The sequence below is a fragment of the Bacteroidota bacterium genome (genome assembly GCA_016183775.1).
Lineage (GTDB): Bacteria > Bacteroidota > Bacteroidia > JABDFU01 > JABDFU01 > JABDFU01.
The window spans coordinates 99,070-110,496 of the sequence record JACPDY010000005.1 but is presented as its reverse complement, the minus strand read 5'-3'; the positions used below and the strand labels follow the sequence as shown (position 1 = coordinate 110,496).

Here is an 11,427-nt window from a genome sequence, read left to right as displayed (position 1 = left end):
GATATAAAAAAGAAAATCCCTGTTTTGCAGACAGAGATTTTCTTTATAGTTTATTGATCGGTTAGAAACAATATTTATTTTCAGAAATTAATTTCGCGGCAACACGCCTGCGGGCTTCTTTCACGTTAAAGACCTCCGTTTTAGTGAAGCGTTTAAGTCCCATCAGCATCATGCGCATTTCATCGCCCTCGGCATAAGAAGTAATGGCATCTTTGCCATTTTTGAAGATGCGATCGGCCGCGTCGTTAATAAATACACGCATAATATCCAGTTGTTCTTTCGAGGCAGCTTCGCCCTTTATACTTACTAATTTTTCAACACGTAATTGCAGTGATTCAGCTACATAAAGATCGATCAGCATATCCGCAATATTCATCAGTATTTCCTGTTCTTTTGCCAATTCCATCATCAGCTTTTGAGCCGCTGAACCGGCAACCATCAGGATGGCTTTTTTGAAATTCTTAATGTATTTCTTTTCAGCCGCGAAAAGTGTTGTGTCTTCAGCCGCAAAGTCAGGAACGGACATTAATTCCGCACCTATTTTTTGTGCCGGGCCCATCAGGTCGATCTCGCCTTTCATGGCTCTGCGCAGCAGCATGTCTACGATCAACATGCGGTTAATTTCATTGGTGCCTTCAAATATCCGGTTAATACGTGAATCGCGGTAAGCGCGCTCCATCGGGGCATCGGCCGAATAACCCATGCCACCATAAATTTGGACGCCTTCATCCACCACATAATCCAGTGTTTCGGAACCATGCACCTTCAGGATAGCTGCTTCAGGCGCGAATTGTTCAACACCCTTCAGGATAGATTTCTCATGTTCCATGCCACCTGCTGCAAGCGCATTAATAGCGTCTTCAATATTTTGTGTGGCACGGTATAAAGCCGATTCAGAAGCATAAATGCGGATCGCCTGCTCAGCTAATTTATAACGTATTGCCCCGTATTTCGCCAAAGGGCGCCCGAATTGGTTGCGCTCATTCGCATATTGTACAGCTTTGCCGGCAGTATTTTTAGAGGCGCCAAGGGCAGCCGCAGCTAATTTAACACGGCCTATATTGAGAATGTTTACTGCAATTTTAAAACCATTTTGTCTTTCCGATAAAAGGTTTTCAACCGGAACTTTGCAATCGTTAAAGAACACCTGGCGGGTGGAACTGCCTTTGATACCCATTTTATGTTCTTCCGGGTTCAAGGTGATCCCGCCGAACGATTTTTCAACGATAAAAGCACTCAGGTTCTCATCGTTATCAATTTTTGCAAAAACGGTGAACACCTCGGCAAATCCGCCATTGGTGATCCACATTTTTTGTCCGTTCAATATGTAATGTTTTCCGTCAGGAGAGAGTACAGCCTTTGTTTTCCCAGAGTTTGCATCAGAGCCAGAGCCCGGTTCAGTTAAGCAATAGCAGGCTTTCCATTCGCCCGATACAAGTTTAGGGATGTATTTTGCTTTTTGTTTTTCATTGCCATAGTATAAAATAGGAAGTGTTCCGATACCGGTATGAGCTGAAATAGATACCGCGAAAGAATAACCAGCTCCCAGCACTTCTGTGGCCAGCATGCCTGTTACGAAATCTTTTTCAAAGCCGCCCAGGTTTTCGGGTACACTTAAGCCAAGTAAGCCAAGTTCCGCAGCTTTATCTAAAAGTTTTACGGTAAGGCCTTCTTCCTGTTTGTCTATCTTGTCGAGGTTGGGCCATATTTCCTGCGCCAGAAAGTCCTTACAGGTTTGAGCGATCATTAATTGCTCCTCATTGAATTGTTCGGGAATAAAAACATCACCGGCCTGCGTTTCTTTTATCAGAAATTCTCCGCCTTTAAGTGCTTGTTTGGTTGTAGTAGTACTCATGGTTTTTTGTTTTAATTAGAAAAGCCCGTAAAATTACAAATAAGTGATGATAAAAGCTACTTCATGGTGATATTTCAACCTCTCATCTTTTCAAGCATCATCCCGCTCTGAGCAGCTATTGACTTGAGTTTTAATGTCATTGAACGCAGACCGAAAGCTGACTTGTGCTTTTGTTTATGATAATGCACCTCATTGTAAACCCAGCGGACGGCGTAATTATAAAAATTCCGGTTGTAGGTTCGTTTAAAATCAATATCTCTGTCTGTTGACGTTTCCCAGGCCGGGGGCTGAATAAAATCATCTTTAACTTCCGAGTAGAGTGGTGTTCCTTTGATGGGGTATGCAACAGTGATTGTGTAATGATCCGGGTCGGAGAGAATAAGGTGTCGTATTGTTTCTTTAATATCACGCTGTGTTTCGCCAGGGTATCCTAACATGATAAAGGTTCCGGCTTCTATTCCATGCTTACGTGATAGTTGTATCATGTTACGCACCTGTTCCACCTTGACTCTCCGGTCCATGTTGTCAATCACTTTCTGTGAGCCGCTTTCCGCGCCGATCCAAATCCTGTAGCATCCGCTTTGTTTCAGCAGATCAATAATATCTTCATTCATCCGGTCAGCACGGGTAATGATCTCATATCTCACTCTTATATTCCGGCTGGCGAGTTCATTTACGAATTCCCGCAGCCATTTGTGGCTGATCGTAAATACATCATCTGTAAACCATAATACATCGAAAGTGTAATTGGCTTTCAGCCATTCAATTTCATCAACTACAAGTTTGGGATTTCTTCTGCGGTAAGTTCCGCCATATACAGCACGGCTGCACCATTTGCAGGTATAAGGGCAGCCCCGCATTGTGCTTATAGAAATGGTGTTTTGTCCATGTCGTTTTTTCCAGGCATTGAGGTAAAGCTGCAAGTCGATTTTTGCACGGGCCGGAAAGGGAAGCAGGTTGATGTCTTTAAGCAAGGCCCTCTCAGAAGTCCGGATTATTTCTTGTTGCTTAATAAAGGAGATTCCATTAATGGTGGAGAGGTCAGGACGATCGGATAGTTGGTAAGCCTTTATTAACTCCAGCATTGTATCTTCTCCTTCACCAAGCACTATCACATCTGCTCCATAATGAAGAAAGTTGTCGGAACTGTTGCGGACTTCCGGTCCGCCTAATATTATTTTGATATGTGAAAGGGAATTGTTGCTTTTAATGAATTTAATGATTTTTAAAACATTCAGCTTGGTCATTAAGTTGGTATAGAGAGCAAGAATGTCAGGTTTTTCTGTGGCTATCCTGTTGCAGAATTTTTTAAGGTCTGAAAAAGTGTTGTCAATTACTTCATTTGCGAAACTATGCTGTTCTAAATAGGCCGAAATATAAAGTATCCCCAGGGGAGGGTAAGGCTTCATGATTTGTTGTTCCTTTTCATCCTCGCGTATGAAATAGCCATGACTTAAATAAATGCGCATAACGTAACTAAGTTACTGTTTCTTTTCGAGCGTTATAAAATAATGATCTGCCAGGTTTGAGAATATAGAAAGTCTTCCGGATAAATTTTCCGCGCGACCAAGAAGTTTTAAAAGCCATTCTTTGTTTTTAAAAAAGGGTTCTAAATAGGAAGGAGGTATAAAAAGACCGATTGGCTTTTGAATTAAAAAGTGAGAATTAAAGATCAAAAATTGCTTGATTTTTTTTGGGGAATGGTAATAGGTATTAAAGACTGAATTTTTGATAATTGTTTCCACTCCTTTTTTATTGAGTCTTCTGAACGCTTTTTTTAATTGGAGTTTCATGCTGAAATAAAATACTTCCCAAATGCAGCAGGTTCCCATGATTGTTAATGCAATCTTGCCGCCGGGCTTTAGCAGGTTGTGCAGCGTGTTTAATGTTTTTTTCAAGTCGGGTTCATTGATGCAGTTGAGTCCTCCGAAGTCGGATAGGATAAGATCAAATTGTTTTCCCTCGAATTTTGTGTGCAGTTCATGAAAGGAGCATTGCTCTGCATTTGCCCTCAGATCAAAATGGTGTTGTTTTATTTTTTCTGCTGCAATAGCAATCATTTCCGATGAAGCATCGGTGGCTGTAATTGTATGGCCGAATTTAGCCATGTAAACAGTGTCTTCTCCGGTTCCGCAGTTTATTTCCAGGATATTGAGTTTGTTTGACTTTTCGGTTGAGACGAGTAAGGGATTCAGATAATGCCAGACTCTTTTCCGCTGCAGGCTGCCGATAGTGGAATTGGTAAAATCTGCATCATAATGTAACGCGTAGTTGTCGAAAGGAGTTTGGGTGGCCATTTTGGATTAACAGGACTAAATGTAATAGAAAAAAGCGCTACTTTTTTATATACTTCCAGTTCCTTGTTTTTCCCTCTGATATCCATTTGACAGAGATGGAAAGTCGTCGGTTGCGGGTATCTTCGGTCTTTGCTTCAGTTATCCATTCAATATATTCCCTTCTTTTGGAAGGGCTGAATTCTTTAAACACTTTCACCGCCCTTTTATTTTTATTCAACACCTTTTTAAAATAGGCGGGGAGCTCCGGTTCTTTATTTACTATGGCTTTCGGTCGTGATGGTAATTTTACCCCTTCATCCGTTAGTTTAACGGCTTCTTTTATGTATTGAATGAGTATTTTATCCGAAGGAAGATCTTTCAGGCTTGTTATTCTTCCCAGATGTCCCATTGAAGTTTCACCAACACTTTTAAAAATTTTATGAGAGTCGGACATGATCGGTGCCTTCCAGAAACCAAATGAGCAGTGTTGTTTGAATGAAGCCAACGTGCATAAGATGGAGTCCTTGTAATCAAAACAAGCGAAGCTCCACTTTATTTTTTCTTCTACATCCGGGCAAGCCGCATGAACAAGTTTGCGAAGGTGGTTAAGTATAGGTTGGGCAAAAGGTTGCGATCTTGCAATGTAGTCGTCGATCTTTTTGTTTTTTGGCATCAGTGATAATTGTTTATCTGGAATTTATAAAAATCTGCGTTCAACTGTTTTTTGATATTTTCAATTTGTTTTTTTCAACTATCGCTGTTGGTATATAATAGAAAACAGAAGCAGCCCTTTTCAATGTTTTAAAATTTGTTTTAGCAGGTTGGGTAAATAATCGTTTCAGGCTTTCGTAACCCTGGTGTTTGCGGTAATTTTTATGCACATACCTGTGAAGCTGTCTGTAAAATGCCGGTGAATAAGTGTTTTTGAACATAAGCACGAGTTCATCGGAGTCGGTCCAATTACTCTTTTCTTTCAGTTCTTCTTTCACCTTTTCATAAAATTTTGTGCCTGGTAAAGGATAGGATACAGAAACCCCGATATCTTCAGGTAAGAGATCGTTCACCATTTTTATTGTTAGCTCAATATCTTCTTTTGTTTCGCCTAAATAACCGAACTGCAGAAATAAAGACGGCTTAATGCCATAATGTTTTAACAGGTTTACTGCTTTATAGATCTGCTCAACGGTGATGCCTTTCTCCATGGCATCCAGTATTTTTTGGGAGCCGCTTTCGGCACCTACCCATACACTATCACAGCCTGATTCGGCTAAATATTTTACGTAATTCTCCTGAACCAGGAGGTCGGCCCGCGATTGTATTTTGTACCTGAGCTTTAAATTATGTTGTTTCACCAGTTTGCTGAATTCTTCAACCCACGTCGGTTTTAGACCAAAAATATCATCGCAGAACCAAATATGATCGAATTTGAATTTATCTTTTAAAAGCAAAAGTTCATGTATTACATTTTGCGGACTTCGCGTGTTATAACGATTACCGTAAATAGGTTTGGCGCACCAATTGCATTTGTATGGACATCCCCTTGTTGTCGCCATGTTCAGTGAAAAATATCCGTATTTGTTTAACCATGTTTGCTTGTATGGTTCCATATTGATAAGGTTCCATGCGGGCACCGGGAGACTATCCAGGTTACGCATAACATCGCGTTTGGCAGTTTTGAACAACACATTGTTGTTGTAATATACAAGACCCCCGATATTTTCAATGCTCCTTGTTTTGTTTTTTAAACTGTCTGTAAGTTCAAGTAGCGTTTGTTCAGCTTCCCCGATGATGATATAATCCGCCCCATTTTTTAAATACTGTTCGCAATTGTCGCTTGAGTCGGAGCTTGAAACTATAACAATGCAGTTTTTCTGTTTAGCCAGTTTCACCATTTGAAAAGCCGCCTCACGCATATTGCTCAGGCACATTTTAGTGAGGTAGTTGAAGCCATCGTCGTAGATCACAAAAATATCCGGTTGCTTTTTTTCAAAAGCGGCTATAATTTCACCTGCCGATTGAGAGAACATGGTGTCAAAAAAACTCACTTCATAATTATTCTCAGAAAGCATTGCGGCAGCATATAAAGTGCCGACAGGCGGGTAGGGCTGGCCTAGCTCTTTTTGTTTAGGGTCGAATTGTAAAAAATAGGAGTGTGTAATTAGTATTTTCATTTAACCAGCCCGATATTGTTTTTCATATTAAAAGCTTTGATCGATTCTTCATGGGCCTTTAACACTTTTTGTTGAAACCCGTTTGGATGATGCTTTGAAACGTTTTTTCTCGACCGGACATTGAGATCAAATGTGGACTCATCGAAATCACTGAATTTTTTTTTCCAGTAAGCGAGGGTGAATTTAAAGCACCATTGGTCAAGCTTTTCGCCCAGCGAGCCTTTAAACAGGCTCTCGTTTATTTTTTTTAATAAATTATCGCTGACCAGCGGTACTGTGCTCAGGTTTGTAACAGGTTTATTTGGATAGAAATTATCTTTCCATTGATTCGCTTCAAAAAAATCCGAGCATAAATTTTTATTGTACATAGGCCTGGCGAACACGAGTTCGGTCGCCGTAAAAATATTTTTATCCGGCACTTCCAGGTTCTTTGAATCAATAAAATAGTTTACACAGAAATATTTATGTGAATTAAGCAGGAATACTTTCTTAAAGGTTACAAGTAACGTTCTGCATAACCACAGCCGGCCGGGTTTGGTAATAATGAAGTAATCAATGTCCCCCTCTTCATCTACATAACCTTTTGACAGGGAACCTGAAAGAAACACTGCTTCAACAAAAGGAAAGCGGGAAATGAGTTTAGTATATCGCCGGGCTTTAAGTAAATATTTTTCGGCAAGTTTATTGCCTTTTATCCTTCTGTCGACCGCAGAAACATCATTATTGACATAATAGAATTGTCCTGTTTGTGAAACATATCCTGACTGAACAAGTTTGCTGAGTTCCGTTTCAGTTTCAGATAACGTGATTTTTTGATGCTGGCAATTTTCGTAAATTTCTTTAACGGTAAGCGGATACCTGAAGATGCTGAAATAAAGAAGCGTTTTAATTATCGCACTTTGCTTTTCAGTTAAGGCTCTGGCAGCGGGTATGGTATTTGGTTCAAGAACTTCCAATCATCTAATTTATAAAATATGGAAGATATTCTACCTGAAGAAGCGGTTTATTTACCCTGATTTACCACCAGTTGGCCGGGTAATTTTATAAATGTAATTTGTTTCCAGGAAGAATTTTTTCTCAGCCAGTAAATTAAATGCTAACTTATTTTCTTCGGCCAGTTCCTTTATCCGATCAATGTCACAGTCCTCTGAAAGTACCATTAATACAACTGACTGTTCATCCATAAAGAGGGGTAACTGTTTGAACAGTCGCGAAAAATATTCCATGTTTTTTCCGCAATACCAGGCCCGTTCGGGCTCTATCGAGATTGACGATCGCTTTCCAGCTTATATCGGAGGCTGTCACATTCGCTCCTTTCTTTACACAATACACGGATAACATGCCGGTTCCCGCCCCCAATTCAAGTATATTTTTATCTTTCAGGGTCCGGGTTTTTAGAATTTCGAGCATAAACGTTGTACTATGGAAAAGCCCGGGATGGAATACGCCAGGCAGAACAACAAGGCGAATGCCATCATTGTAGTACTTGCGTTCCCACTTCAGATACAGGACCAGGAGAGGCCTGTATGTATAGTTTAGAATGAGTTTAACTGATTTCCGGATCATGTTTTTATATTAAGACTTTAAATATATTAATCAACCGGTTTTATGTGATCGGTCTCTGATAATGTTCAGGATCAGTTTTCGGGTCACTCGCGCATAAGCCATTTTTCTTTTAAAGGTAAATACTATTAAGCTGCCAATTAAAGACCAAATAAGAAATATCTTATTTACGAGATTGAATGTTTTACTTTTTGACATGAAATAGTTCAATGCCAAAACTCTTTTAAAATAAGCCTCGTGTTGAGGTAGTCTTCCTTTATTTATTTTATGATGTAAAGCAGAGGTGGTCGTCAGCACATGTATTGCAGGGAATTCAGGAAAACCAAGCGCCATGCCATAATTTTCACCTATTCCATTCTTATCTAAGGTTTCATCAAATGGATTTGCAATAAGCCATTCTTTTTTGATCATCCCGGCTCCTAAACCATAAAACGCGGTTTTAAATACAGGAGATCCGAAATGTGTTATTAAGGGCCAGCCGGCAAGCGTAAATGTGTTTTTTCTTTTCAAATAAAAGGCAAGGATAGGTAAGTAAATTAATCTGTTTAAGAAGGATGTTTTTATATTTTTTATTTCGTACCAAATTGTTTGCTGGAAAATAAATTTCCAGAATAATTTGCTCACTGAATTTACGGGGTATTCATGCACCCAGTTGTTATCCTTATTTTTTTCAAGTACTAATCCGCTTACAACGGAAACCTTCTCGGAATTTTTAATGAATTCTGATATCCTGAGAATATAATCTTCCCGTAATTCAATATCATCGTCACACAGCAAAATAAAAGATCCGCTTGCCTCGCGTATGCCAATGTTTCTCTGGGCACATACGGAAGGAGCGGTTTTAATACATTTTATTTTTAAAAGCGGGAACTGTTCTTTCAATAAATCCTCGTTGGTTGGACTCTGACTTGCATCAATAACTATAACTTCATCCGGCAGTTTGTTTTGCTGAGCCAATGATCTTATCGTCCGGATAAGGCTTTCCGGTCGGTTGTATGTTGGTATTACAGCGCTTACAGTTATCATTGGTTATCTTTCCGGTTTTGTGAAAAGTAAAGGGTGTTGAATTTTGATACACTGTCTTCCATCGATTGAATAAGCAGTCTTTGCCTATCGGGTTTACTCTTTAGTAATAAATTTAACTGTTCAACCATTTGATCTTTGCTCTCACAAACTCTTATCTTTTCTCCGGGTTCAACATTTCCTACTTTGTTAGCCACAACATACATTCCCGAATACAATGCTTCTTCAAATACATATCCCTGGCCCTCATGCACTGAAGGATGAAGCAGGATCCGGCTGTCGGCCATTAGCTCAATGACCTCATTGCGTTTAAGTTCTCCTTTAAGTTTAACATTTTTATCCAATCCGTGCTCTTCAATACTTTTCTGAAGGAGATGATATTCTTCACCATTACCAATAATGACGCATTTTAATTCCGGAAAGGAAGATACAAGTTGAGCGACAATTTCTATAAAAAGCGAATAGTTTTTAATAGCATGAAGGTTGCCAACCCCAAGTATATCAATGGCGGGTTTGGCAGATGGTGGAGTTTTGAAATTTTCGGTATCCAGCCCAATTGAAATGACCTGATCTGCGTTTCGGTTTGTAGTTAGTTTGAATTTTTCAGCGGCAAATACGGAAAGGGCCACAATTTTAAGTTTTGAAAAATTCAAATATCTCAGGTATTTGTTAGACGGCAGAGGATCTTGTCCAACGATTGTTGAAACGTGGTTTAGTCCGAATAACTTTCTGATATACTGGCCAATAAAGGCGCACTCAGTAAGCCAAAAGCTATGGATTACAGTTTGGCCGCTGTTCTTCAGGTAAAGGAACGTAAAAGTTGTAATTACCCTTAACCATGTTCGTATTCTAAATACTCCTTTTTTGTTTCCCCCGCCAATTGCATATACATGAATAGTATGCCACCTGTATTTTTTCTTTTTAAAAGGATATTGAAATGAGATCACTGAAACATTTACCTCAGGATTTAGCCTGGTGTAATACAAAATATAATTTTGCATTATGGGAATGCAATTAATGTCATTTTCATCTTTGGGAAATCCCGGAACCAAAAAGACAATATTTTTTTTAATTGATCTCATATAATGTCCAGTTTCCTTCTTTTACGCCTGTTGTATGTGGTTTGTAATTTTGCCTGATATGCTCCCAATTGAGCATAGGAAGTTTCCCTTTCCACTGTTTATTGAGCTCCGGTTCATTGATCAGGATGAATGAACCCTTAGGAAGGGTAGTGACTTTTGTATTCCATAGATTGATCGTTTTATTCCTGATCCCATACGTACGGATGGCTCCATTCATTCCAAATGTATAAATGGGATGATCTGCCAGGTCGTAACCCATGAGCTTTTCGCATAGTAATCGTTCCGTTTTATTCATAGTACTTATTCCTTTAAAGGCGAAGAAGAATAGAATGATCTGAAGCAGAATACTGCCGCCCATGAAGAATATTTTCTTCCCGTTTGAATTAAAAATGGATGCTAATAACCTATGAAATGGCATGTAGTAAATTATTATTATCAAAGGAAATGCCATTGTGAGTAGACGAATATTCTGATTTGGGATTCCCGCCAAAAAGAGGAGATATATCAATAAAGACAGAGCAATGAATGACATGATTTTTTTTTCGCGGAATGCTTGTATTGTCAATGGTAAAAAGAGGAGTCCCGCAAAACAAAATCCCGGGTGAACAAAAGGAAATAATACAAAAATAATATTGGGAAACTCGTAAGTATGTAACCCGTCTTCAAAATTAAATTCAGAAGCAGTAAAATTTGATAATGACCATTTTTGAAGTAAAGGGTGTTGAAATACATTCAGGAAAATCCCCGGCTGTATCAATATTAGTGCAACAGAAACCACACTAATTAATGTAATGGAAATAATAAATACCGTGAATGAGTTTTTTTTATAATGATCTCCGGCGAGGAGAATGAGAGGAACTGTCAATATGATAAAGCTTGAATAGTGTGTAAGTACGGCCAATATGGCCAATAGAACGGAATAAATAAATTCTTTTTTTTCACAGGAGAAACGATGTTTTAGAATATGATAGATAGATGCCGTGCAAAACGCGATAGAAAGCATGTCCGACATAACGCATAAGGATAATCTCAGAAAATAAGGAGACAGGAGGCCGAAAAGAGTAATGTAAATTTTGTCGTTGGTTTTTGATTCAGGAAAAATGAGGTTGATTATTTTAAATATATAGATCAGGGCAGCGGCAAATGCGGCAATTGACACCAGTTGCAGTGATTGAACAGGATTAAGAAGGAATGACAGCAAGGCTCCTGCCAGTGGATAAATAACCGGCCACATAAATTTTCCGGGAGTTATGCCATTTATAAAATAGTCTTTCAGGGCAATACTGTATCTCACATATTCATAACTATCAGCACCATAAAGCCCGTTGAAATCAATGATCTTGGTGAAAAGAGAAAGTAATAGAATGAGAAGGATAAATAGAAAGGGAATCGGATGATCTTTTATTATGCGCAAAGGGGTTATTGTTATTGGTTGTTAGCTGTTTGCTGTTGGTTGT

General features: G+C 39.1%; 11 protein-coding genes. All 11 read right to left on the bottom strand.

Translation table 11 applies throughout. The features are described 5' to 3' along the window. Positions 1 to 61: 61 nt before the first annotated feature. The 11 genes from HYU69_01105 to HYU69_01055 all read right to left on the bottom strand — a co-directional run bounded on the left by HYU69_01105 (position 62) and on the right by HYU69_01055 (position 11,384). Entirely contained in the window at positions 62 to 1,855 is a 1,794-nt protein-coding gene (locus HYU69_01105; protein MBI2268935.1) for an acyl-CoA dehydrogenase family protein, read from the bottom strand. 74 nt (positions 1,856 to 1,929) lie between these two features. Continuing rightward, positions 1,930 to 3,324, bottom strand: a complete 1,395-nt coding sequence (locus HYU69_01100; GenBank protein MBI2268934.1) for a radical SAM protein — start codon at positions 3,322 to 3,324, stop codon at positions 1,930 to 1,932. Positions 3,325 to 3,336: 12 nt separating this feature from the next. Then, entirely contained in the window at positions 3,337 to 4,152 is an 816-nt protein-coding gene (locus tag HYU69_01095; GenBank protein MBI2268933.1) for a class I SAM-dependent methyltransferase, read from the bottom strand. A 37-nt stretch (positions 4,153 to 4,189) separates the two neighbouring features. Continuing rightward, the gene (locus HYU69_01090; GenBank protein MBI2268932.1) at positions 4,190 to 4,804 is read right to left on the bottom strand and encodes a YdeI/OmpD-associated family protein; all 615 of its coding nucleotides are present in this window, start codon (positions 4,802 to 4,804) and stop codon (positions 4,190 to 4,192) included. Between the two features lie 40 nt (positions 4,805 to 4,844). Continuing rightward, positions 4,845 to 6,302 carry a B12-binding domain-containing radical SAM protein gene (locus HYU69_01085; protein ID MBI2268931.1) on the bottom strand — a complete coding sequence of 486 codons (1,458 nt, stop codon included), beginning with the start codon at positions 6,300 to 6,302 and terminating at the stop codon, positions 4,845 to 4,847. After that, positions 6,299 to 7,258, bottom strand: a complete 960-nt coding sequence (locus HYU69_01080; GenBank protein MBI2268930.1) for a nucleotidyltransferase domain-containing protein — start codon at positions 7,256 to 7,258, stop codon at positions 6,299 to 6,301. Before HYU69_01080 ends, HYU69_01085 begins: the two co-directional genes overlap by 4 nt. A 51-nt stretch (positions 7,259 to 7,309) precedes the next feature. Then, positions 7,310 to 7,486, bottom strand: coding sequence for a hypothetical protein (locus HYU69_01075; GenBank protein MBI2268929.1), 177 nt, complete (start codon positions 7,484 to 7,486; stop codon positions 7,310 to 7,312). Further along, on the bottom strand, positions 7,479 to 7,868 hold the full coding sequence (locus HYU69_01070) for a methyltransferase (GenBank protein MBI2268928.1): 390 nt from the start codon (positions 7,866 to 7,868) through the stop codon (positions 7,479 to 7,481). The genes HYU69_01075 and HYU69_01070 overlap by 8 nt, the downstream gene beginning before the upstream one ends. A gap of 30 nt (positions 7,869 to 7,898) precedes the next feature. Then, positions 7,899 to 8,891, bottom strand: coding sequence for a glycosyltransferase family 2 protein (locus HYU69_01065; protein ID MBI2268927.1), 993 nt, complete (start codon positions 8,889 to 8,891; stop codon positions 7,899 to 7,901). After that, positions 8,888 to 9,970 (bottom strand): glycosyltransferase family 4 protein, encoded by a 1,083-nt coding sequence (locus HYU69_01060; GenBank protein ID MBI2268926.1) that lies wholly within the window; start codon positions 9,968 to 9,970, stop codon positions 8,888 to 8,890. Before HYU69_01060 ends, HYU69_01065 begins: the two co-directional genes overlap by 4 nt. Beyond that, entirely contained in the window at positions 9,957 to 11,384 is a 1,428-nt protein-coding gene (locus HYU69_01055) for a hypothetical protein (protein ID MBI2268925.1), read from the bottom strand. Before HYU69_01055 ends, HYU69_01060 begins: the two co-directional genes overlap by 14 nt. Positions 11,385 to 11,427 lie beyond the last annotated feature (43 nt).

Excerpts from the sequence above, each read along its gene's own strand:
- HYU69_01100 (MBI2268934.1), bottom strand. The coding sequence starts at position 3,324 with ATGCGCATTTATTTAAGTCATGGCTATTTCATACGCGAGGATGAAAAG.
- HYU69_01085 (MBI2268931.1), bottom strand. The coding sequence starts at position 6,302 with ATGAAAATACTAATTACACACTCCTATTTTTTACAATTCGACCCTAAA.
- HYU69_01090 (MBI2268932.1), bottom strand. The coding sequence starts at position 4,804 with ATGCCAAAAAACAAAAAGATCGACGACTACATTGCAAGATCGCAACCT.
- HYU69_01060 (MBI2268926.1), bottom strand. The coding sequence starts at position 9,970 with ATGAGATCAATTAAAAAAAATATTGTCTTTTTGGTTCCGGGATTTCCC.
- HYU69_01075 (MBI2268929.1), bottom strand. The coding sequence starts at position 7,486 with ATGGATGAACAGTCAGTTGTATTAATGGTACTTTCAGAGGACTGTGAC.
- HYU69_01095 (MBI2268933.1), bottom strand. The coding sequence starts at position 4,152 with ATGGCCACCCAAACTCCTTTCGACAACTACGCGTTACATTATGATGCA.
- HYU69_01065 (MBI2268927.1), bottom strand. The coding sequence starts at position 8,891 with ATGATAACTGTAAGCGCTGTAATACCAACATACAACCGACCGGAAAGC.
- HYU69_01105 (MBI2268935.1), bottom strand. The coding sequence starts at position 1,855 with ATGAGTACTACTACAACCAAACAAGCACTTAAAGGCGGAGAATTTCTG.
- HYU69_01070 (MBI2268928.1), bottom strand. The coding sequence starts at position 7,868 with ATGATCCGGAAATCAGTTAAACTCATTCTAAACTATACATACAGGCCT.